This is a genomic window from Bacillus sp. P4_E1 (assembly GCF_056401715.1).
On record NZ_JBFUIV010000006.1, the window covers coordinates 33,768 to 57,870 of the forward strand.

The 24,103-nt window shown below is 37.3% G+C and carries 20 protein-coding genes, 2 tRNA genes and 1 other annotated feature; of the genes, 19 read left to right on the forward strand and 3 right to left on the reverse strand.

The window, feature by feature from the left end; all coding sequences use genetic code 11:
- Positions 1–9: 9 nt before the first annotated feature.
- The 3 genes from AC1DS7_RS10250 to AC1DS7_RS10260 all read left to right on the forward strand — a co-directional run bounded on the left by AC1DS7_RS10250 (position 10) and on the right by AC1DS7_RS10260 (position 770).
- Positions 10–513 (forward strand): metallophosphoesterase, encoded by a 504-nt coding sequence (locus AC1DS7_RS10250; RefSeq protein ID WP_012261768.1) that lies wholly within the window; start codon positions 10–12, stop codon positions 511–513.
- Between the two features lie 108 nt (positions 514–621).
- Positions 622–695: transfer RNA gene (locus tag AC1DS7_RS10255), tRNA-Gly, on the forward strand.
- A gap of 1 nt (position 696) precedes the next feature.
- Positions 697–770, forward strand: a tRNA-Arg gene (locus AC1DS7_RS10260).
- Positions 771–821: 51 nt separating this feature from the next.
- Here AC1DS7_RS10260 and AC1DS7_RS10265 read toward each other — a convergent pair.
- Positions 822–1,436, reverse strand: a complete 615-nt coding sequence (locus AC1DS7_RS10265; RefSeq protein ID WP_000473869.1) for a PH domain-containing protein — start codon at positions 1,434–1,436, stop codon at positions 822–824.
- Positions 1,437–1,751: 315 nt separating this feature from the next.
- On the opposite strand from AC1DS7_RS10265, the gene AC1DS7_RS10270 reads away from it, so the two are divergent.
- The 7 genes from AC1DS7_RS10270 (at position 1,752) to yihA (ending at position 11,194) form a co-directional block, all read left to right on the forward strand.
- Positions 1,752–2,000: a hypothetical protein gene (locus AC1DS7_RS10270; RefSeq protein WP_001983650.1), complete on the forward strand. Its 249-nt coding sequence runs from the start codon at positions 1,752–1,754 to the stop codon at positions 1,998–2,000.
- Positions 2,001–2,198: 198 nt separating this feature from the next.
- Positions 2,199–3,197, forward strand: a complete 999-nt coding sequence (locus AC1DS7_RS10275; protein WP_002034206.1) for a hypothetical protein — start codon at positions 2,199–2,201, stop codon at positions 3,195–3,197.
- 310 nt (positions 3,198–3,507) lie between these two features.
- Positions 3,508–4,785, forward strand: coding sequence for a trigger factor (gene tig, locus AC1DS7_RS10280; RefSeq protein WP_002015345.1), 1,278 nt, complete (start codon positions 3,508–3,510; stop codon positions 4,783–4,785).
- 264 nt (positions 4,786–5,049) lie between these two features.
- On the forward strand, positions 5,050–6,309 hold the full coding sequence (clpX, locus tag AC1DS7_RS10285) for an ATP-dependent protease ATP-binding subunit ClpX (protein ID WP_000472285.1): 1,260 nt from the start codon (positions 5,050–5,052) through the stop codon (positions 6,307–6,309).
- 106 nt (positions 6,310–6,415) lie between these two features.
- Positions 6,416–8,086 (forward strand): ATP-dependent protease LonB, encoded by a 1,671-nt coding sequence (lonB, locus tag AC1DS7_RS10290; protein ID WP_002034202.1) that lies wholly within the window; start codon positions 6,416–6,418, stop codon positions 8,084–8,086.
- 184 nt (positions 8,087–8,270) lie between these two features.
- Positions 8,271–10,601, forward strand: a complete 2,331-nt coding sequence (gene lon / locus AC1DS7_RS10295; RefSeq protein ID WP_002034201.1) for an endopeptidase La — start codon at positions 8,271–8,273, stop codon at positions 10,599–10,601.
- Entirely contained in the window at positions 10,598–11,194 is a 597-nt protein-coding gene (yihA, locus tag AC1DS7_RS10300) for a ribosome biogenesis GTP-binding protein YihA/YsxC (protein WP_002088829.1), read from the forward strand. Before lon ends, yihA begins: the two co-directional genes overlap by 4 nt.
- 35 nt (positions 11,195–11,229) lie before the next feature.
- Here yihA and AC1DS7_RS10305 read toward each other — a convergent pair whose 3' ends face one another.
- Entirely contained in the window at positions 11,230–11,646 is a 417-nt protein-coding gene (locus AC1DS7_RS10305; protein WP_002015349.1) for an organic hydroperoxide resistance protein, read from the reverse strand.
- 2 nt (positions 11,647–11,648) lie between these two features.
- Complete coding sequence (locus AC1DS7_RS10310) at positions 11,649–12,101, reverse strand: MarR family winged helix-turn-helix transcriptional regulator (protein WP_002015350.1); 453 nt, start codon at positions 12,099–12,101, stop codon at positions 11,649–11,651.
- 417 nt (positions 12,102–12,518) lie between these two features.
- On the opposite strand from AC1DS7_RS10310, the gene hemA reads away from it, so the two are divergent.
- The 9 genes from hemA to AC1DS7_RS10355 all read left to right on the forward strand — a co-directional run bounded on the left by hemA (position 12,519) and on the right by AC1DS7_RS10355 (position 24,090).
- Positions 12,519–13,850: a glutamyl-tRNA reductase gene (gene hemA / locus AC1DS7_RS10315; RefSeq protein ID WP_002143275.1), complete on the forward strand. Its 1,332-nt coding sequence runs from the start codon at positions 12,519–12,521 to the stop codon at positions 13,848–13,850.
- Positions 13,851–13,867: 17 nt separating this feature from the next.
- Positions 13,868–14,701, forward strand: a complete 834-nt coding sequence (locus AC1DS7_RS10320) for a cytochrome c biogenesis protein (RefSeq protein WP_002015354.1) — start codon at positions 13,868–13,870, stop codon at positions 14,699–14,701.
- Between the two features lie 17 nt (positions 14,702–14,718).
- Positions 14,719–15,648 carry a hydroxymethylbilane synthase gene (gene hemC / locus AC1DS7_RS10325; protein ID WP_002143273.1) on the forward strand — a complete coding sequence of 310 codons (930 nt, stop codon included), beginning with the start codon at positions 14,719–14,721 and terminating at the stop codon, positions 15,646–15,648.
- 2 nt (positions 15,649–15,650) lie between these two features.
- Positions 15,651–16,403 (forward strand): uroporphyrinogen-III synthase, encoded by a 753-nt coding sequence (hemD, locus tag AC1DS7_RS10330; RefSeq protein WP_159147123.1) that lies wholly within the window; start codon positions 15,651–15,653, stop codon positions 16,401–16,403.
- Positions 16,404–16,576: 173 nt separating this feature from the next.
- Complete coding sequence (hemB, locus tag AC1DS7_RS10335) at positions 16,577–17,566, forward strand: porphobilinogen synthase (protein ID WP_476998960.1); 990 nt, start codon at positions 16,577–16,579, stop codon at positions 17,564–17,566.
- On the forward strand, positions 17,566–18,855 hold the full coding sequence (hemL, locus tag AC1DS7_RS10340) for a glutamate-1-semialdehyde 2,1-aminomutase (protein WP_002034163.1): 1,290 nt from the start codon (positions 17,566–17,568) through the stop codon (positions 18,853–18,855). The genes hemB and hemL overlap by 1 nt, the downstream gene beginning before the upstream one ends.
- 79 nt (positions 18,856–18,934) lie before the next feature.
- Positions 18,935–19,942: a stage VI sporulation protein D gene (gene spoVID / locus AC1DS7_RS10345; protein ID WP_170969887.1), complete on the forward strand. Its 1,008-nt coding sequence runs from the start codon at positions 18,935–18,937 to the stop codon at positions 19,940–19,942.
- Between the two features lie 72 nt (positions 19,943–20,014).
- Positions 20,015–21,040: a spore coat protein YsxE gene (gene ysxE, locus AC1DS7_RS10350; protein WP_002190786.1), complete on the forward strand. Its 1,026-nt coding sequence runs from the start codon at positions 20,015–20,017 to the stop codon at positions 21,038–21,040.
- A gap of 134 nt (positions 21,041–21,174) precedes the next feature.
- Positions 21,175–21,406: a binding site (T-box leader), on the forward strand.
- A 38-nt stretch (positions 21,407–21,444) separates the two neighbouring features.
- Entirely contained in the window at positions 21,445–24,090 is a 2,646-nt protein-coding gene (locus AC1DS7_RS10355) for a valine--tRNA ligase (protein ID WP_002129263.1), read from the forward strand.
- The last annotated feature ends 13 nt before the right edge of the window (positions 24,091–24,103 follow it).

The following is a 24,103-nucleotide window of genomic DNA, read 5'->3' on the forward strand; positions in this document are numbered from 1 at the left end:
GAGAGATTGATGAAAGCTTTAATCGTAAGCGATAGTCATAGCTCTGTGAAGGAATTACAGCAGTTAAAAGAGAATTACGAAGGGAAAGTAGATGTCATGATTCATTGTGGTGATTCAGAGCTAACGCCTGCTCACGAAGAGCTACAAGGTTTCCAAGTTGTAAAAGGGAATTGTGATTATGCTAACTTTCAAGATGAAATTGTAACTGATGTAGATGGAATTCGTTTCTTAGTTGTACACGGTCATCGTCATGATGTGAAAATGACGTTACAAACGTTAGCGTATCATGCAGAAGAAGTAGGAGCACAAGTAGCGTGCTTTGGACATTCTCATGTATTAGGGGCAGAATTACTTGATGGGATTTTATTTATTAATCCAGGAAGTATTTTGCTCCCGCGCTCTCGTGTGGAAAAGACATTCGCTTTATTAGAAATGGATGAAAATCATATAGAAGTTCGTTTTGAAACATTAGATGGACAGCTGGTGGAACAAGCAATTTTTAAAAGAGGATAAGAAAAATTATCCTCTTTTAAAAAAGTGTTGACTTTATAAGTAGTTATGAATATAATAAATATTGTCGATAGGGCAACGGCGCTAACGAAGAAAAATAAAATAACATATGCGGGTGTAGTTTAGTGGTAAAACAAGAGCCTTCCAAGCTCTGGTCGAGAGTTCGATTCTCTTCACCCGCTCCATGTCCCAGTAGCTCAGCCGGATAGAGCATACGCCTTCTAAGCGTACGGTCGGGAGTTCGAATCTCTCCTGGGACGCTAAAAAAACCTTGTTATCTTTTGATAACAAGGTTTTTTGTTTGTTTTAAATTAGTTATTAATAAATTTTTCAAAGACAAAACCGTAATCTTTCACGTTATATTGCTTTTTCGTATCAACGAGCCAGTTAAAGGCGATCTCGTTCATCTCTTTAAACTGTTCTGCTAAATTTACTTGTGCATTTGAAATACGGCTGAAAGCGTTAGATGCCATATCTAAACTTTTATGTGCATACTGCAATGTAATGTCGTTGTCGTATGAAATTTCTTCGATTTTAAGAAGAGCCTTATATAAATCTTTTAATTCTTCAATATGTTTTTTATGAACATCAATTGAGTAATGCTCATCTCCCATTTGAAATTTAATTTCTACATCTAAATCAATCGTTCCTGCAGTTTCAAGTGCTACGTTTTTAATTTGATATTTACTATAGCTAAAGCGGCGTAATGTACGTTTTTTGCTTGTGGCACTTGTACCATCTAGGTGAATTAATCCTTTGTTTGTAAAGCAATATTCATCCGATTTTGATTTAATAAGAAAGTAAATTTTCTCCCCATCTTCATGCATTACGTAATCATCAGCATCGACCTTATCGTAATCTTTTGGTGTGATAACGGAACCTACATCGCTTAATCCTAAAACGTCAGCTGCCATTTTTTTGAACATATATAATCCCCCTTGTAAATTAAATTCTTAATTGTACAAAAATATATTAACATGATTTTAAATCTATTTTTGAAATCTTACAACTCTGTAAGGTAAGTGTAAGGAAGTTCGATGGTAACAAATTACTAATCTTATATAATGAAGATAACAACGATAAATGAGGAGGAAGAGATGATGAAAGGATTAATCGTAACGGGTTTAACAGTAGCTTTTGGGTTTGTGGCGTATGAAAAGTTAACATATGTAATTGATGTTGTAAAACATTTAGTAGCGTAGAAAAAACTGCCATGAGAGGGAAAGGGAATGAGTGAATGAATGGAATGGTTATTTGGAATTATAGGTACTTGTAGTGTAGTTTTATTGTTCTTTGTCCCGAGTGGTATACTTAGTTCGACAACGAGTTTGTTCTTTTTAAGTTTGTTTGCTTGTACGATGCTTATTATTATGTTTTTAATGAAGCGAAGTAAACCAATCTTCTATTTTAGCATGATTGTTATGGCAATTATTGTTCTCCAAATTATTACCCTTGTTATATACCCCACAATTATAAAAGCTTTCCATTAATGATGAACCCTCTGCCGTCTGTTGCTGAGGGTTTTTGTTTGTGAAAAATGAATTTTATTTAGAAGTTTGTTGTTTTTTCGTTATGAAAATAGAATATTCCTATATTTCAAATAAATAATTTTGGAATGTTGTGTTCTCATTACGCATTTGATATATTTACTTTGAAGATCATTAAAATCTAGAAAAAGAGGCGGACGTATGGATAAAAAAGAAAATACGGTCGTATTGTTTCCGCAACTATCAGAACGCTATATTGATAAAGGTTTTTTAGCGTTGAAAGAGCGGGAATTCGAAGATGCATTGCGCTGCTTTGAAATATTACGTCAGTATAATGCAGAAACGGAACAAACAGAATTAGCTTCCGTTATTTGTTTGCTAGAATTAAAACGTATGGAAGAAGCGAAAGAAAAATGTGAGCAGTTGCTTGAAACAGGAGCTGTATTATTTGGTGATATTCTTGAAACGTATGTAACTATTTTAGTTCAAACAAATGATTATGAAGGTGTCATTGAAACTGTTGAGGAAGTTTTGCAAACGAAAGATATAATTCCTGAGCAAAAGGAAAAATTGGCGCAGCTTGCTTTGTTTGCGCAAGGGATGCTGAATGAAGAAGATACACCGCTAGTGGATTCGAATTTTGAATTAGAAGAATTTACCGATGGGCTTTTTGGAGAAAACTTTGGTCAAAAGCTAAGAGTGATCCAGAAACTTTCGTTAAAAGACCTGGATCTCGCACTTCCTACTTTAAAGAAATTTTTAATAGACGAAGATCAGCACCCTTATTTAAAAACTTCTATTTTGTATAAAATGGTAGAAAATCAAATAGAAGAAGAGATAGAAGTAGAGAAGTTTGGAAATACGATAAAGGTGATTCCAGCATTTACAGGTCATAATGAGGAGCAATCCGATAAAATTATACATAAATTCTCAAACCGATTAGAGCAAAATTATCCAGATATATTTAGTACGATGGTTACATACTGGAAAGAATTACAAATTAGCATTTTTCCGTTCCCTCTATTAATGGATAAAGTAGAAATTTGGGCTGCTGTCTTAGAGAGAATTGGAAGAAAGCGTTTCGGATTGGCTATTGATGAAGAAGAACTTATGACAGCATACAATATTGAGTTTGAGGAATTTCATATTGCCTATCAATGGTTACTGCGCATTGAAAGAGAAGGGTATTTGCCCGTATAATTATGAAAAAGAATCGTTCAGTTATTGAAACGAGCACATTCTATGTTATAATGTAAGGGTTGCAAAAGGCAGAAATCTGCCTGTTTGTAAGAGAAGAGGAGTATAATTCTCTTACTTAATATGTTTCATATTAGTCTCGAACAAAATATACCGTAGTTGTCTTTTAGACAATTAGTAGATTGGAACATTGTATCTGAAAGCTTTTTGCTAGAGGGTTATTTGTACATTTGTTATTTCAAGAAAGAGATAATAAAAATTTTGATCTATAGAGGTATGTGCATACATTATTATAGTTGGAGGGAAAGAATAAATGTCTACAAAATGGGAAAAATTAGAAGGTAACGTTGGCGTTTTAACAATCGAAGTTGATGCTAAAGAAGTAAATAACTCTATCGACGCTGCATTCAAAAAAGTAGTAAAAACAATTAATGTACCAGGTTTCCGTAAAGGAAAAATGCCTCGTCCATTATTCGAACAACGCTTTGGTATTGAATCTTTATACCAAGATGCTTTAGATATCATCTTACCAAAAGCATACGGTGAAGCAATCGATGAAGCTGGTATCTTCCCAGTTGCTCATCCTGAGATTGACATCGAGAAATTCGAAAAAGGCCAAAACTTAATTTTCACTGCAAAAGTTACTGTAAAACCTGAAGTTAAATTAGGTGATTACAAAGGTTTAGCAGTAGAAAAAGTTGAAACAACTGTAACTGACGAGGATGTAGAGAACGAAGTAAAAGCTTTACAAGAGCGTCAAGCTGAACTAGTTGTTAAAGAAGACGGAACTGCTGCAGATGGTGATACAGCTGTAATCGACTTCGAAGGTTTCGTTGATGGCGAAGCATTTGAAGGCGGAAAAGGCGAAAACTATTCTCTTGCAATCGGTTCTGGTACTTTCATCCCAGGTTTCGAAGAGCAAGTAATTGGTCTTAAATCTGGTGATTCTAAAGAAGTTGAAGTATCATTCCCAGAAGAGTACCATGCTGCTGAATTAGCTGGTAAACCAGCAACATTCAAAGTAACAATTCACGAAATCAAAACAAAAGAACTTCCTGAGTTAAACGACGAGTTCGCTAAAGATGCTGACGAAGAAGTTGCAACTCTTGATGAATTAAAAACAAAACTTCGTACAAACTTAGAAGAAGGCAAAAAGCACGAAGCTGAGCACAAAGTACGTGACGAAGTAGTAGAATTAGCTGCTGCTAACGCTGAAATCGACATTCCAGAAGCTATGATCGACACTGAGTTAGATCGTATGGTTCGTGAATTCGAGCAACGTTTAAGCCAACAAGGTATGAACCTTGAGCTTTACTACCAATTCACAGGTACTGACGCTGACAAATTAAAAGAGCAAATGAAAGAGGATGCACAAAAACGTGTAAGAATCAATCTTGTTCTTGAAGCTATCATTGAAGCTGAAAACATCGAAGTTACTGAAGAAGAAGTAACTGCAGAAGTTGAAAAAATGGCTGAAATGTACGGTATGCCAGTAGACGCTATCAAGCAAGCTCTTGGAAGCGTAGACGCTTTATCTGAAGATCTTAAAGTGCGTAAAGCTGTAGACTTCTTAGTAGACAACGCTGCATAATAAAATAACAAGGCGCGATTTTAATCGTGCCTTGTTTTATAAATATAGAAATATATTTATAAAACTTTTCGATGAAGAAGGAAAAGTGCCTTTGTAAGTCGAATATACATATTTCAAAAGTTTTAAAATTTTTTTATTTGTACATAACTAGTCATATTATTTGTATTTCTCGCTACGTAGTGACATAATATGTATTTACATACGATACATTTATCGTGTACATACGAAGGCAAGAGGTTAGCACTTTGTAAGGGGTGTGAAAATATGTTTAAATTTAATGATGAAAAAGGTCAATTAAAATGTTCTTTCTGTGGTAAAACACAAACGCAAGTTCGAAAGTTAGTTGCAGGTCCAGGTGTTTACATTTGTGACGAGTGTATCGAGCTTTGTACTGAAATTGTACAAGAGGAGCTTGCGAAGGACGAAGAAGTAGAATTCAAAGATGTACCGAAACCGGTAGAAATTCGTGAAATCTTAGATGAGTATGTCATCGGACAAGATAACGCGAAAAAAGCACTAGCGGTAGCGGTATATAACCATTACAAACGCATTAATTCTAACAGCAAAATTGATGATGTAGAATTAGCAAAGAGTAATATTTCACTTATTGGGCCAACTGGTAGTGGTAAAACATTATTGGCACAAACATTAGCGCGTATTTTAAATGTTCCATTTGCAATCGCGGACGCAACATCTTTAACAGAAGCTGGATACGTTGGGGAAGATGTAGAAAACATCTTACTAAAACTAATTCAAGCGGCTGATTACGATGTAGAAAAAGCGGAAAAAGGAATTATTTATATTGATGAGATTGATAAAGTGGCACGTAAGTCCGAAAATCCATCAATTACACGTGATGTATCTGGTGAAGGTGTACAGCAGGCACTTCTGAAAATTTTAGAAGGTACTGTAGCGAGCGTTCCACCTCAAGGTGGTCGTAAGCACCCGCATCAAGAGTTTATTCAAATTGATACAACGAACATCCTATTCATTTGTGGTGGAGCGTTTGATGGCATCGAGCCTATTATTAAACGTCGCCTTGGTGAGAAAGTAATTGGATTTGGTGCTGAGAAGAAAAATGCTGATGTAAATGAGAAGCATGTTTTATCTCACGTTTTACCAGAGGATCTTTTAAGATTCGGTTTAATTCCGGAGTTTATCGGTCGTCTTCCAGTTATTGCGAACCTAGAGCCGCTTGATGAAGATGCTCTTGTAGATATTTTAACTAAACCGAAAAATGCACTTGTTAAGCAATTCCAAAAATTATTGGAGCTTGACGATGTTGAGTTAGAGTTTGAAGAAGGTGCACTAGTTGAGATTGCGAAAAAAGCAATTGAACGTAAAACAGGTGCTCGTGGACTTCGTTCTATTATTGAAGGCTTGATGCTTGATGTAATGTTCGAACTTCCATCTCGCAAAGATATCGAGAAGTGTATTCTTACGAAAGAAACAGTAGCTGATAATGAACCGCCGAAATTGGTGTTACAAGACGGTACTGTACTTGATACAAAAACATCTGCATAATGCGAAGAAGAAACAGCAATTTTTATAATTGCTGTTTTTCTTTATGTTTAGCACTATTCCTCCCAGGAAATACTAAAAGGTAAAACATAGCGGGAGGAAATGAATTATGAGCTGGACAAATATATTTTTACTTGTTCAACTTGTTTTTGGCGTAATTGTCGGATTGTATTTTTGGCATTTACTTCGAAATCAACGAACACAAAAAGTTTCAATTGATCGAGAATCGAAAAAAGAATTAGAGCAGCTTCGTAAAATGCGTGAGGTTTCTTTAACAGAGCCGCTTGCGGAAAAGGTACGTCCTACATCCTTTATAGACATTGTAGGGCAAGAAGACGGGATTAAGTCGTTAAAAGCGGCTCTTTGTGGTCCTAATCCGCAACATGTGATCATATACGGTCCGCCAGGTGTCGGAAAGACAGCGGCAGCACGCCTTGTATTAGAAGAAGCGAAACGAAATCCGAAATCTCCATTTCGTACAAATGCAACATTTATCGAACTTGATGCGACGACAGCTAGGTTTGATGAGCGTGGTATTGCGGATCCATTAATTGGTTCAGTGCATGATCCTATTTATCAAGGAGCAGGTGCAATGGGACAAGCGGGTATCCCGCAACCGAAAAAAGGGGCTGTAACAGATGCGCATGGTGGTATTTTGTTCATTGATGAGATTGGTGAATTACATCCAATTCAAATGAATAAAATGCTAAAAGTGTTAGAAGATCGGAAAGTGTTTTTGGAAAGTGCGTATTATAGTGAAGAAAATTCGATGATTCCAACGTATATACATGATATTTTTCAAAAAGGTTTACCTGCAGATTTTCGCTTAGTTGGTGCAACGACACGTTCACCAGAGGAAATTCCTCCTGCAATTAGGTCGCGTTGTTTAGAAGTGTTCTTCCGTGAGTTAGATACAGAAGAAATTCAAAAAGTAGCGAAAAATGCAGCTGACAAAGTGGAGATGCAAGTAGGTGAGAACGGTATCGAAATGATTGGAATGTATGCAAGAAATGGGCGAGAAGCAATTAATCTCGTGCAAATTTCTGCTGGTATGGCGATAAATGAAGAACGACCTTTCATTAAAGATGAAGATATTGAGTGGGTTGTTCATTCTAGTCAGCTTACACCAAAGTACGAAAAACGTATTTATCCAATTCCGAGAATCGGTCTTGTGAACGGGCTTGCTGTATATGGGCCGAATACAGGTGCGTTATTAGAAATTGAGGTAACAGCTATTCCTGCGAAAGATAAAGGATCAGTAAATGTCACTGGAATTGTAGAAGAGGAAAGTATTGGAAATCAAACGAAATCAATCCGCCGTAAAAGTATGGCGAAAGGTTCTGTTGATAATGTGTTAACAGTACTTCGTTCTCTAGATGTGTTGCCAGAAGGGTATGATATACATATTAATTTTCCTGGTGGTATCCCGATTGATGGTCCTTCAGCAGGTATTGCTATGGCAACAGGTGTATATTCAGCAGTGCATCGTACGTATGTGAATAATGAAGTAGCGATGACAGGTGAGATAAGTATCCACGGAGAAGTGAAGCCTATTGGTGGTGTGTACGCAAAAATAAAAGCTGCGAAAAAAGCGGGAGCTAAGAAAGTCATCATTCCGGCTGAAAACATGCAACCATTTTTGTATACAATAAAGGGAATTGAGATCATTCCTGTTCGCAAATTAAAAGAAGTATTTGAATTAACATTTATGCAGGAAAATATGCATCGTGAGCTTGATGCACATAATGATTTGGACGAAACAGATGCACAATCAATGTGAGAATATACAATAATAAAAATTTGCCAGACTTCGTTTAAGTTTGTATGCTTAAGCGGAGTCTTTTTTCTTTTCGTGAGGCACAAAAAACAGGGGATTAACAATTGCGAAGAATCTCTGCAATTGCATCTAGATGTATTGTAATATAAAATAGTTGAACAGGAGTTTAATTTATTATGGAGGTGCTATGTCTAGTATGAATACGAATGAAAGAATTGTGCCCCTCCTACCATTAAGAGGCATTCTCGTATATCCAACGATGGTTCTGCATCTTGATGTAGGACGTGATAAATCGATACAAGCACTAGAGCAGGCGGCAATGGATGAAAATATCATCTTTTTAGCAATGCAAAAAGAAATGAATATCGACGATCCGAAAGAAGATGACATATATAGTGTAGGTACAGTGGCGAAAGTGAAGCAAATGTTAAAATTGCCGAACGGTACGCTTCGTGTCCTTGTAGAAGGTTTACATAGAGCAGAAGTAGTAGAGTTTATCGAAGAAGAAAATATAGTGCAAGTTTCTATTAAAACGGTAACGGAAGAAGTAGAAGATGATTTAGAAGAGAAGGCTCTTATGCGTACGTTACTGGAGCATTTCGAACAATATATTAAAGTTTCGAAAAAAGTTTCAAATGAAACATTTGCAACGGTAGCTGATGTAGAAGAACCGGGAAGACTAGCTGATTTAATTGCTTCTCACTTACCGATTAAAACGAAGCAGAAACAAGAGATTTTAGAGATTGTATCTGTGAAAGAGCGACTACATACACTTATTTCAATTATTCAAGATGAACAAGAGTTACTTAGCCTAGAAAAGAAAATTGGACAAAAAGTGAAACGTTCAATGGAGCGCACGCAAAAAGAATATTTCTTACGTGAGCAAATGAAGGCGATTCAAACTGAACTTGGTGATAAAGAAGGCAAGGGCGGGGAAGTTGAAGAACTTCGTGAGAAAATTGAACAGTCGGGAATGCCTGAAGAAACAATGAAGGCTGCACTGAAAGAATTAGATCGTTATGAAAAATTACCTGTAAGTTCTGCTGAGAGTGGTGTCATTCATAATTATATTGATTGGTTATTAGCTCTCCCTTGGACAACAGCAACAGAGGATATGATTGACCTCACTCATTCGGAAGAAATTTTAAATAAAGATCATTACGGTCTTGAAAAAGTGAAAGAGCGAGTACTTGAATATTTAGCTGTACAGAAGTTAACGAATTCATTAAAAGGGCCAATTCTTTGTCTAGTAGGACCTCCTGGGGTTGGGAAAACTTCGTTAGCACGTTCTATTGCAACATCGTTAAACCGTAATTTTGTACGTGTTTCTCTTGGTGGTGTGCGTGATGAATCTGAAATTCGTGGTCACCGTCGTACGTATGTAGGAGCGATGCCAGGACGTATTATTCAAGGTATGAAAAAGGCGAAAACAGTTAATCCAGTCTTCTTATTAGATGAGATTGATAAAATGTCTAACGATTTCAGGGGAGACCCATCAGCAGCGTTACTTGAAGTGTTAGATCCAGAACAAAACCATAACTTCAGTGATCATTACATTGAAGAGCCATATGATTTATCGAAAGTTATGTTCGTTGCAACTGCTAATACACTTGCAAGTGTTCCGGGCCCATTGCTTGACCGTATGGAAATCATTTCAATTGCTGGTTATACAGAACTTGAAAAGGTGCACATTGCTCGTGAGCATTTATTGCCGAAACAATTAAAAGAGCACGGTTTGCGAAAAGGTAATTTGCAAGTACGTGATGAAGCGCTTCTTGAAATTATTCGTTATTATACACGCGAGGCTGGTGTTCGTACGTTAGAGCGTCAAATTGCAAAAGTTTGCCGTAAAGCAGCAAAAATTATCGTTACAGCAGAACGCAAGCGCATTGTTGTAACAGAGAAAAATATTGTTGATTTACTTGGTAAGCATATATTCCGTTATGGTCAAGCTGAAAAAACAGACCAAGTTGGTATGGCAACAGGTTTAGCTTACACAGCAGCGGGCGGCGATACACTTGCAATTGAAGTGTCTGTAGCGCCAGGAAAAGGGAAATTAATTTTAACAGGGAAACTTGGGGATGTTATGAAAGAATCCGCACAAGCCGCGTTTAGCTATATTCGTTCTCGTGCAGAAGAACTTCATATTGATCCGGATTTCCATGAGAAAAACGATATTCATATTCATGTTCCAGAAGGAGCAGTTCCAAAAGATGGACCATCAGCAGGTATTACGATGGCAACGGCACTTATTTCTGCACTAACAGGTATTCCTGTAAGTAAAGAAGTTGGTATGACAGGTGAAATTACACTTCGTGGTCGTGTATTACCGATTGGTGGTTTGAAAGAAAAAACATTAAGTGCTCACCGCGCGGGATTAACAAAAATTATTTTACCGGCGGAAAATGAGAAAGATTTAGATGATATTCCAGAGAGCGTAAAAGAAAACCTTACGTTTGTGCTTGCATCTCATTTAGACGAAGTATTGGAGCACGCATTAGTAGGAGTGAAACAATGAAAGTAACAAAAGCAGATATTGTAATTAGTGCCGTTAAACCGGAACAATATCCAGACAGTGATTTACCAGAAATTGCCTTGGCAGGTCGTTCTAATGTCGGGAAGTCTTCCTTTATTAATAAAATTTTAAATCGTAAAAAGTTAGTACGTATTTCTTCTAAACCAGGAAAAACGCAAACGCTGAACTTTTTCTTAATCAATGAAATGATGCATTTTGTTGACGTTCCAGGTTATGGATATGCGAAAGTATCTAAAACAGAGCGCGCGGCATGGGGCAGAATGATTGAGACTTACTTTACAACACGTACGCAATTAGACGCAGCTGTATTAGTAGTTGATTTACGTCACCAACCAACAAAAGATGACATTATGATGTATGATTTCTTAAAGCATTATGAAATCCCAACAATTATTATTGCAACGAAAGCCGATAAAATTCCGAAAGGGAAATGGCAAAAGCATTTAAAAGTTGTAAAAGAAACGCTTGCTGTTGAAATTGGCGATGAAATCGTTCTATTCTCTTCTGAAACAGGACTTGGAAAAGAAGAAGCATGGAAAGCAATTCATAAAATGACAAAAACAAAAAACGCGTGACGAATGTCGCGCGTTTTTTTTTATTTACTAAACTTTTAGCGTACGTTTAATGTAACTTCAATATTTCCTCTTGTTGCTTTAGAGTAAGGACATACACCGTGAGCGGCTTCTACAAGTTCTTGTGCTTCGGCATGAGAAACACCAGCAACATGTACGTCAAGTACAGCAGATAGTCCGAAACCACCATCTGTATCTTTACCGATAGAAACGTGTGCAGTCACTTCTGTACTTTCCACCTTCATACGTTTTGTACGAATTACAAGTTGTAATGCACTATCAAAGCAAGCCGCATAACCAGCTGCAAATAATTGTTCTGGATTTGTTGCTTCTCCGCCTGCGCCACCTAGTGCTTTTGGCATTTTTACATCAAGATTTAATATGCCATCATCTGAAACTACCTTACCGTTTCTTCCACCTGTTGCTGTTACTGAAGCAGTATATAATTTATCCATGTTTATTCCCCTTTTCTGTCATTAATTTTTTTCATTGTTTCAATTAATGTGTTTAATTGGATTAATAAAGAATGATATTCTTGCTCTGTAATTCCTAAATTTGTAGCCATCGTTGTTGGTAATGAACAAGCTATTTCTTTTAAATCTTTACCTTGTTCTGTTAATTCAATACAAACTTTTCGCTCGTCTTCTTTTGAACGAACACGTTGTACAAGTTTTAATGATTCCATCCGTTTTAACATAGGTGTTAAAGTACCAGAATCTAAAAATAGACGTTCTCCAATTTCTTTCACTGTTAGTCCGTCTTGTTCCCAGAGTACGAGTAAAGTAATGTACTGGGGATACGTAATGCCCATTTCTTCTAAATAGGGGCGGTAAAAACGGGTAACCTCTCTAGAACAAGCGTAAATAGAAAAACAAAGTTGGTTATCTAGATGCAAAGGATTTTCTTTCATAGGCAACTCCTTGTATTTTTAAATTGTGCACAATTTAATTTTGTAAAACCAATATAACGAAAAAGAAATACAATGTCAAATGCATTGCATCGAGAAAGTGAGTACTATATTTTGGAACAATCATACATATTTTCCTTCATGATGAAAGAAGATAGAAAAGATGATGTTATAATTAATATGGAATAGTTTCCATCACTTGATTATGAGGACTTTTTTTGGTAACGTACAAATAGAGTTATTATTTTATAATTATTATAAAGTAGAAAGTTCTTTATTAATCTTACTGAAGCTCCTTTATTACATATGGAGAATAAATAAAAAATAATCAGTTGTTCACACGATTGTCAGATTCATAAGAGGAAAGTTGTATTATGATAGTAGATAAAGTGATAAAACGGGTGAAGGGGGACATGCTGCGTGCATATTCTTGTTGTTAGTGTAAATTATCGAACAGCCCCTGTAGAATTTCGTGAGAAACTCACATTTCAGGCAGCAGAGCTAGAGCAAGCAATGAATACATTACAAAACCAAAAGAGCGTGCTAGAAAATGTCATTGTATCAACTTGTAATCGCACTGAGATTTACGCTGTTGTCGATCAATTACACACGGGACGGTATTACATTAAGAAGTTTTTAGCTGATTGGTTTCAGCTTGAAATAGAAGAAGTCGCACCATACTTGTCTATTTTTGAACAAGATGGCGCAATAGATCATTTATTCCGCGTAACGTGCGGTTTGGATTCTATGGTTGTTGGAGAGACGCAAATTTTAGGTCAAATAAAAGATAGCTTTTTAGAAGCACAACAAGTAAAAGCGACAGGTACAATTTTTAATGAGTTGTTTAAGCAAGTGGTTACGTTAGCAAAACGTGCGCACTCAGAAACAACGATTGGTGAAAGTGCGATGTCTGTTAGTTATGCTGCTGTTGAGCTCGGAAAGAAAATATTTGGCGATTTAACAGATTGTCATGTACTTATTCTTGGTGCGGGTAAGATGGGTGAACTTGCACTGCAAAACTTATACGGAAGTGGAGCTCGTAAAGTAACGGTTATGAATAGGACGCTTACGAAAGCGGAAGTGATGGCTGAGAAATATATGGGACATGCAAAGCCTTTAAGTGAATTGCAATGTGCATTATTAGAAGCGGATATTTTAATTAGTTCAACGGGTGCATCAGAATATGTCATTACGAAAGAAATGATGACAAAAGTAGAGAGAATGCGCTCTGGTCGTCCGTTATTTATGGTTGATATTGCAGTACCACGTGATATTGATCCGGCGATTGATGAATTAGAAGGCTCTTTCTTATATGATATCGACGATCTGCAAGGTGTAGTTGAAGCAAACCGTGCTGAACGTTTAAAAGAAGCAGAGAAAATTCAATTTATGATTGAAGAAGAAATGGTTTTATTTAAAACGTGGTTAAGTACGCTAGGTGTTGTACCGTTAATATCAGCTCTTCGTGATAAAGCGCTAGCAATTCAAAGTGATACGATGGAAAGTCTTGAGCGAAAAATACCAAACCTTAGTGATCGTGAGAAAAAAGTAATTAGTAAACATACGAAAAGTATTATTAACCAATTGTTAAAAGACCCAATTTTAGTAGCTAAAGAATTAGCTGTTGAAGAGGGAGCTGGCGAAAAATTAGCTTTATTTGCGAAGATTTTTGATTTAGAAGTGGAAGAAGCGGGAAATACGGAAGAAGTAGAACATAAAAGAGCGTGGACACCATCCGTTCCATCTTTATAACTTGGAAGGATGATCGGATGAGTTTTTTAAATAACAGTATTATTTATCATATTGCAATTATTTTATATGCTTGTAGCATTAGTTTATATTTTATAGATTATTTCCAAAGTAACCGAAAGGCGAACCGCTTTGCTTTTTGGTTACTTTCGATTGTATGGGTTCTGCAGTCTATCTTTATGTTGCTTAGGGCTACAGATTCAGAAACGAATCCTATTTTAACTTTATTATCAGGGATTTATTTTTATGTTTGGTTATTGATTACGATGTCATTAGTCATTAATCGATTTATGCGTATTGACTTTTTAGTCTTTTTTACAAATGTTGTAGCATTTGGCGTAAGCGCTTTTTCTATTTTTACACCGCTCGGAAAGATGTCGCCAGTACTTGCAGAGCAATTAGTTTCAGAACTTGTATACGTGCATGTCGGTATGGCGATTATTTCTTATGCAACGTTTACTGTATCGTTTATTTTTTCTATTATGTATTTATTGCAATACCGACTATTAAAAAAGAAAAAGTGGAATGCGAGATTAAGAAGATTAGGAAATTTGCCGAAGCTTGAATCTATGTCTTACGGATTAAATTTATTTTCTGTTCCGTTTTTCTTATTAGCAATTATATTAGGATGCATATGGGGATATACAAAATTGGATAATTTCCATTGGTATGATACGAAAGTAATTGGGTCTTTTGTCGTTCTATTTGTATATTGCGTGGGCTTATATTTACGAGCAGCAGATGTGTTGCAAGGTAAGAAAATTGTGCAGTGGAATATCGGGGCATTTCTCGTAATGCTAGTTAACATTTTTCTATTAAGCAGTTTATCTAATTTCCACTTTTGGTATTTATAATGAGGAGAGAGAGAATTATGCGCAAAATTATTGTAGGTTCACGAAAGAGTAAACTAGCATTAACACAAACTAATTGGTTTATTGATCAATTAAAAGCGCTTGGTTTACCATATGAATTTGAAGTGAAAGAAATCGTCACAAAAGGTGATGTTATTTTAGATGTTACTCTTTCAAAAGTAGGCGGAAAAGGTTTATTTGTAAAGGAAATTGAACATGCGTTACTTACGAAAGAAATTGATATGGCTGTACATAGTATGAAAGATATGCCCGCTGTACTTCCAGATGGATTAACGATTGGTTGTACGCCAAAGCGCGTTGACCCTCGTGATGCTTTTATTTCTAAAAACGGAGAATCGTTTAAAGACTTAGCAGAAGGCGCGATCTTAGGAACGAGTAGTTTGAGACGTAGTGCACAACTACTAGCTGCGAGACCAGATTTACAAGTAAAATGGATTCGCGGGAATATCGATACACGCTTACGTAAGTTAAAAGATGAAGATTACGATGCAATTATTTTAGCGACAGCTGGATTACAGAGAATGGGCTGGGACGGAGAAGTTATTACAGAACATTTAGATGAAACGTTATGTGTACCAGCCGTAGGACAAGGTGCATTAGCGATTGAATGTCGTGAGGATGATACGGATTTACTTCAGTTGTTAGCACATATTAATGATGCAGTAACAGAAAGAACAGTGGCTGCTGAACGAGTATTTCTTCATAAACTTGAAGGTGGATGCCAAGTTCCAATCGCTGGATATGCAACTCTTAAAGAAAATGATGCAATCGAATTAACAGCGCTTGTCGGTTCTATGGACGGTTCTGTTTTATTGAAAGAGATAGTAATAGGTAATGATCCGAAGCAAGTTGGATTAGAGGCTGCGGACCGTTTAATTAAACAAGGAGCAAAAGAGCTCATCCTTGCTGCAAATAAGGAGCAACAATAAATATGAACGCTCTCGCTGGCAAAACAGTATTGATTACACGTGCCCAGCACCAAGCGAAACAAATGAGTGTAGCAGTGAAAGAAAGGAGCGGAATTCCATTGGAAATTCCGCTTTTGCGTATGGAAGGTACGTCTCATAGGCAAATTCAACATATAGCAGGGCAGCTACATTCGTATGACTGGGTTATTTTCACGAGTAAAAATGGTGTAGCTTTTTTTCTAGATAGTTTGAGAAAGAAGCTCCCCGGACCGATTAAAATTGCTGCAGTAGGCGTGAAAACAAAGTTAGAGTTAGAAAAGCGAGGCTATCAAGTAGATTTTGTTCCCACTGCATTTGTTGCAGAAGTATTTGCAGAAGAGTTTGTAAAAAAACTAAGTGGAAACGAGCGTATTTTATTTCCGAAAGGGAATTTAGCAAGAGATGTAATCCCGGTTAAACTTAGGGAGTTTGGTGTTTTTCTAGATGAGTTAATTGTATATGGTACGAAGGTGAATGTAGAGAAAAAACAAGAACTTATAACAGCATTGAAATTAGGGGAAGTAAATATTATTACATTTACGAGCCCTTCAACTGTTGATAGTTTTGTTCGTTTACTTGAGGGTACAAACTGGAGAGAATGGACGAAAAAATGTACAATTGCTTGTATAGGGCCTATTACGGAAAAAGAGGCGAACCTCTATTTTCCACATGTTATTGTGCCAAAAGAGTACACTGTAGAAGCATTACTACAATGCATTTGTGAATCTATAAAGTGAAACTTTAATCAGTGGGGGTTTTGTTCATCCCCCACTGATTATTAGTTGAACCAATCGGGCGTTTACGGGCAGTTGATCTCCCACCTAACTTCTTTGCTCCAGCCGAATTTTGAGGTGGGGGTCTTACTGCCCGCAAATAGCGGGATAAAATAAAAGAATGGGGATAGAAATCTATGAATTCTTTACAATTTAATCGTCATCGTCGTTTAAGACAAAGCGGGGGCATGCGTGCGCTTGTACGTGAAACATTTTTACATACAGAAGATTTTATTTACCCTATTTTTGTATTAGAAGGAGAAAATACTCGTAATGAAGTTCCTTCTATGCCAGGCGTATATCAAATGTCTTTAGATTTATTGCAAGCTGAAATGCAAGAGGTCGTTGATTTAGGTATTCGTTCTGTTATTGTATTTGGTTTACCTGCTGAAAAGGACGAAGTTGGATCATCGGCATATTGTGAGCAGGGAATTGTACAGCGTGCAATTAAGCAAATTAAAGATGAGTTCCCAGAGCTAGTAGTAGTTGCAGATACATGTTTATGTCAATTTACAAGCCATGGTCATTGCGGTGTTATTGAAGATGGCGTTATTTTAAATGATGAGTCTCTTGCAGCTCTTGCAAAAACAGCTGTAAGTCAAGCGAAAGCAGGGGCAGACATTATTGCACCATCTAACATGATGGACGGATTCGTAACAGCAATTCGCCATGCATTAGATGAAAATGGTTTCGCGCACGTACCAGTTATGTCGTACGCTGTGAAATATTCATCAGCATTTTACGGACCGTTCCGTGATGCAGCACATGGTGCACCGCAGTTTGGTGACCGTAAAACATATCAAATGGACCCAGCGAACCGTATGGAAGCATTCCGTGAAGCAGAATCAGATGTAATGGAAGGGGCCGACTTCTTAATTGTAAAGCCAGCTCTTTCTTATCTAGATATCGTTCGTGATGTGAAAAACAACTTTAACTTACCAGTCGTTGCTTATAACGTAAGTGGTGAATATTCGATGATTAAAGCAGCAGCACAAAATGGTTGGATTAATGAAAAAGAAGTTGTACTTGAGAAATTAATTAGCATGAAACGCGCAGGAGCAGACTTGATTATTACGTATCATGCAAAAGATGCAGCAAGATGGTTACAAGAAGGAGGCGCTAAATAATGAAAAAATTTGATAAGTCGATTGCGGCGTTTGAAGAGGCTCAAAATTTAATGCCTGGAGGCGTAAACAGCCCTGTTCGTGCTTTTAAGTCTGTTGGTATGAATCCGCTGTTTATGGAGCGCGGAAAAGGCTCTAAAGTATATGATATCGATGGGAATGAATACATCGATTACGTATTATCGTGGGGACCTTTAATTCATGGTCATGCGAATGATCGTGTTGTTGAGGCTTTAAAAGCTGTTGCTGAAAAAGGAACAAGCTTTGGTGCACCAACAGAAATTGAAAATAAATTAGCGCAGCTTGTTATCGAGCGTGTACCATCAATTGAGATTGTGCGTATGGTTAACTCTGGAACAGAGGCGACAATGAGTGCACTACGTTTAGCTCGTGGTTACACTGGACGTAACAAAATTTTAAAATTCATTGGTTGTTATCACGGTCATGGTGATTCTTTATTGATTAAAGCAGGTTCGGGTGTAGCAACGCTAGGTTTACCAGATAGCCCTGGTGTACCAGAAGGTGTAGCGAAAAATACGATTACAGTAGCGTATAACGATTTAGAAAGTGTAAAATATGCTTTCGAACAATTCGGTGATGACATCGCTTGTATAATTGTAGAACCAGTGGCAGGGAATATGGGTGTTGTTCCTCCTCAACCAGGGTTTTTAGAAGGACTTCGTGAAGTGACAGAGCAAAACGGTGCACTACTTATTTTTGATGAAGTAATGACAGGATTCCGTGTTGCTTATAATTGTGGACAAGGTTACTACGGTGTAACTCCTGACTTAACTTGTTTAGGTAAAGTAATCGGTGGTGGCTTGCCGGTAGGAGCATACGGTGGGAAGGCAGAGATTATGCGTCAAGTTGCACCAAGCGGACCGATTTACCAAGCTGGAACATTATCGGGTAATCCACTTGCAATGACAGCAGGTTATGAAACGTTAGTGCAGTTAACGCCAGAATCATATGTGGAATTTGAGCGTAAAGCAGAAATGTTAGAGGCTGGACTACGTAAGGCAGCTGAAAAGCATAATATCCCGCATCACATTAATCGTGCAGGTTCTATGATTGGTATTTTCTTTACAGATGAGCAAGTTATTAATTATGATGCAGCAAAATCTTCAAACTTAGAATTCTTTGCAGCTTACTATCGTGAAATGGTAGAACAAGGTGTATTTTTACCACCTTCTCAATTTGAAGGTTTATTCTTATCGACAGCACATAGTGATGCAGATATTGAGGCGACAATTGCGGCGGCCGAAATTGCAATGTCAAAATTAAAAGCATAATTTCTTAGAGAAAATCGCTTTCCATTAGGGGAGCGATTTTTTTTATTCATAAAGTAGCCTTAGAGAACATAAATCTGTAATGACATATAGTTTGGGAGGGGGAAAAGAAGTGGCAACAGATCATTCATTACGATTTTCATTAAAAGAATCTGTTTGGTTCCAGAAGGGACAGGAAGTCGAAGAACTTTTGTCAATTTCGTTAGATCCAGACGTTGAGATAGAGGAGCTCGATCATGAAGTTATCGTGAGGGGGCAATTAGATTTAACGGGAGAGTACGTTGCAAGGCAAGATGATTCAGCTTATTCGTTAAGAGAGCTATCACCAGCAAAGGCAATTGATTATGTAGAAACAAGGGCAGACGGGGTTAATGAGCTTGTCCATTCCTTTCCGCTCGAAATATCAATTCCAAGAAATCGAGTGAAAGTAATTGAAGAATTATATGTATCAATCGAGGAATTTGATTATGAATTAAAGGAAAATGGTTGCTTACAACTATTAGCGGATATATCTATTACAGGTTTATGTGACGAAGAAAGAACCGAGGATGAAGAGGAAGAGACGGTGTATGCCGAGTTGGAAGCTGATTCAGCTGAAGAAGATGAAAGTAGACCTGCACCGCACGAAGAGGTACCAGCCTATAAAGAATCAGATGGATGGGAAGATTATGCATTTGAGCCGTTTCAGTTAGAAGAAAGAAAAGAGCAAGAAATAGAAGAAGAGGAATTAGAAGAACATGAACTTGTGGAGCGTGAAGAGGAGCAAGAAAAGACGCCACAATTTGAATTGTTCGGGCGGAAAAATTTCAAGAAAGAAAAAGCGAAAAAGCAGGAAGAGCCAGAGGAAGAAGCATATTCACAGCGAGATGAAAATGCACTTTATTTAACGAAATTATTTACGAAAGAACCAGAAGAAGAATTTACGAAGGTAAGAATGTACTTCGTACAAGAAGGAGATACAATTGAATCGGTTGCAGAACGTTATGAAACGACTGTACAAAGCTTATATCGTGTAAATCAATCAGAAGATATATATTTAACTACAGGGCAAATTATATATATTCCTGTTTCAAAAGCAACAGTGAAATAAGTGAGTGAGTTTTTTCACTCACCTCTTTTCTTTTCCTAGAAGCTATGTTTTGAATAAGAAAGGGTTATTCGTATGGATATTGAATTACGAAATCGCTATGAACCCATTGTGAGGCAATATAGATTGGACACTCAGCATATGGAAGAGCACGGAAGTGTAATGAAAATTTATACGAATCAAGGTCCGTATGCGTTAAAGAAAATACAAGATAGAAAATTAGAGCGGAATAATTTTTTACACCATATTCAGTATTTGAAGGAGAAAGGTTTTTCGAATTATGTACCTATTTATCACACGACGGACGGGAATTATGTTTTAAGTGATGGGGCGTATAGCTATTATTTAATGCCTTGGTTAGAACGTGCGGAGGGAAATGGCGAAGATAATGATCAATACCATAAGATGTTTCAAACGCTCGGGACGTTGCATCAAAAAACGGTGAAAGAGGAGACTTATACAGAAGAAGATTTAGAAAAACATTATACAAATATATCCGGCCGTTGGGAAAATGATGGCGAGATATTAGAAGAGTTTCTCATAGAATCTGAAGCGAAGTGGTATATGTCTCCATTTGAATTACAATATTGTACGTATTATCACCACGTTATGAGAGCACGTGAGTTCGCAACGAAACAATTAAGTGAATGGCATGATGCAATGAAAGAAAAGGAAAAAACACGTACTACTTTCGTTCATGGAAATGTATCGCTTAATCACTTTTTATTTGATTATGAACGAAACGGTTATTTTATTAGTTTAGAAAAGTCTCAGTTTGCTACACCGGTACAGGATATCGTCAGCTTTTATTCAAGGTCTTTGAACACATATCCAATTGCGCGGAGCGACCGCTTTGAATGGTATCAAATGTATCAAAAAAATTTTCCATTTACGAAAGAGGAGCAGCTTCTTATGTTTGCGTATATGACGTACCCGTCGCATTTTATTCGGCAAATTCAGTCGTATACGAAAAGAAGAAAGAGTCGTAATGAAGAAAATGAGCTTCGCGGGGTAAAAATTCTGCAGCAATCGCATTGGCTCATTAGTAATACAGAATATTTCCTTTCGCAATTACAAGCTGCCCAGCAAGGGAACGGATAAAGAAGATAAGTAGGGAGAACCCTGCTTATCTTTTTTTATTAGTTCCATAAAGAGATAAAAGCCGTAGTTTCAAATTTATCTTGACGAATAAGGTTTCGTTTTTTACACTATTGTATATAATAATTAACAATCACATAAATGCATTGAAGGGGAAGAGTATAACATGAAACGTCTTCAGAGAGGGGAACCATTGGCTGGGAGGTTCTCTAGATAGTTATGTTAGAAGGTAGCCCTGGAGCATCTTTTCTGAACGGAATGATTCTTATTAGGAAAAGACGGATTTGTCCGTTATCAAATTAAGAGTATAAGCAAATTCTGAATTTGTTTGTAAATAAAGGTGGTACCGCGATGTCCCTCGTCCTTTTTTGGATGAGGGGCATTTTTTATTTTAAGGAGGGAAAATAATGTCAAACACGGAAAATAATTTACCAACTAAATATGATCATATGTCCGTTGAAGAAGGCCTTTACAAGTGGTGGCTTGAAGGCAAATATTTCGAAGCAACAGGAGATGAGAAGAAACAACCATATACAATTGTAATTCCACCTCCGAACGTAACTGGTAAGTTACACTTAGGTCACGCTTGGGATACGACGCTTCAAGATATTCTAACTCGTACAAAGCGTATGCAAGGTTACGATGTATTATGGCTTCCAGGAATGGACCATGCTGGTATCGCAACGCAAGCGAAAGTAGAAGGAAAACTTCGTGAAGAAGGTATTTCACGTTACGATCTTGGTCGTGAGAAATTCCTTGAAAAAGCTTGGGAATGGAAAGAAGAATACGCTTCTCACATTCGTCAACAATGGGGGAAAGTTGGTTTAGGACTAGACTATTCTCGTGAACGCTTCACATTAGACGAAGGTTTATCTAACGCTGTTAATAAAGTATTCGTACAATTATATGAAAAAGACTTAATTTACCGCGGTGAGTATATCATCAACTGGGATCCAGCAACACGCACAGCTCTTTCTGATATTGAAGTAATTCATAAAGAAGTTCAAGGTGCATTCTACCATATGAACTATCCGTTAACAGACGGTTCTGGTCACATTCGCCTTGCAACTACTCGTCCAGAAACAATGCTTGGTGATACAGCGGTAGCAGTTCATCCAGAAGATGATCGCTACAAACATTTAATCGGAAAAACAGTTACACTTCCAATCGTAGGCCGAGAGATTCCGATTATTGCTGATGAATACGTAGAAAAAGACTTCGGAACAGGCGTTGTGAAAATTACACCAGCTCATGACCCGAATGACTTTGAAGTAGGTAACCGTCATGACTTACCACGTATTTTAGTAATGAACGAAGATGGAACGATGAACGAAAAAGCTGGTAAGTATAACGGTATGGATCGTTTCGAATGCCGTAAAGAGTTAGTGAAAGACTTACAAGAAGCTGGCGTATTAGTAGAAATCGAGCCTCATATGCACTCAGTAGGTCATAGTGAGCGTAGCGGTGCAGTTGTTGAGCCTTATTTATCAACACAATGGTTCGTAAAAATGGCTCCACTTGCAGAAAAAGCGGTAGAACTTCAACAAAAAGAAGAAGAAAAAGTAACGTTCGTACCAGAGCGTTTTGAAAACACATACTTACGCTGGATGGAAAACATTCATGACTGGTGTATTTCTCGTCAATTATGGTGGGGACACCGCATTCCAGCTTGGTATCATAAAGAAACTGGTGAAGTATACGTAGGTACAGAAGCACCAGCAGATCTTGAAAACTGGAATCAAGATAATGACGTGCTTGATACATGGTTCAGTTCAGCATTATGGCCATTCTCAACACTTGGCTGGCCGAATGAAGATGCAGCAGACTTTAAAAAGTTCTATTCAACAGATGCTTTAGTAACTGGTTATGACATCATCTTCTTCTGGGTATCTCGTATGATTTTCCAAGGTTTAGAGTTTACAGGAGAGCGTCCATTTAAAGATGTATTAATTCACGGTTTAGTTCGTGATGAGCAAGGACGTAAAATGAGTAAATCTCTTGGTAACGGTATTGATCCGATGGATGTTATCGAGAAGTACGGTGCAGATGCGATGCGTTACTTCTTATCAACAGGAAGTGCACCAGGTCAAGATTTACGTTTCAGCATGGAAAAAGTAGAATCTACTTGGAACTTCATTAATAAAATTTGGAACGCATCACGTTTCGTATTAATGAACATGGATGACATGAAGTATGAAGAAATCGATTTAACTGGTGAAAAATCAGTTGCAGATAAGTGGATTTTAACTCGCTTAAACGAAACAATCGAAAGTGTAACACGTAACATGGATAAATATGAGTTCGGTGAAGCTGGTCGTTCATTATACAACTTCATTTGGGATGATTTCTGTGACTGGTACATTGAGATGGCGAAACTTCCACTATACGGTGAAGATGAAGCAGCTAAGAAAACAACTCGTTCGATTTTAGCTTACGTATTAGACCAAACGATGCGTCTATTACATCCATTCATGCCGTTCGTAACAGAGAAAATTTGGCAACATTTACCGCATGAAGGCGAGTCTATTACAGTAGCAGCATGGCCAACAGTTCGCGAAGATTTACAAGATAAAGAAGCGGCAGCAGAAATGCACCTTCTAGTTGATATCATTCGCTCTGTTCGTAACATCCGTGCGGAAGTAAATACGCCAATGAGCAAAAAAGTTCAAATGCAAATTAAAGCAAAAGACGAGGTAGTACTAGCTCAGCTTACGAAAAACAGCTCTTACATTGAGCGTTTCTGTAACCCAAGTGAACTAACAATTAAGATTGATTTACAAGCGCCAGAAAAAGCGATGACTGCAATCGTATCAGGTGCAGAGTTATTCTTACCGTTAGCTGATCTTATCAATCTTGATGAAGAGAAAGCGCGTCTTGAAAAAGAACTTGAGAAGTTCGATAAAGAAGTAGAACGTGTACAGAAGAAACTTTCAAACCAAGGATTCGTAGCGAAAGCTCCTGCAGAAGTTATTGACGGAGAGCGTGCGAAAGAGCAAGATTACCTAGAAAAACGCGAAGCGGTTCGTCAACGTCTAGCGGATCTTGAGAAATAAAAATGTTTTTCAG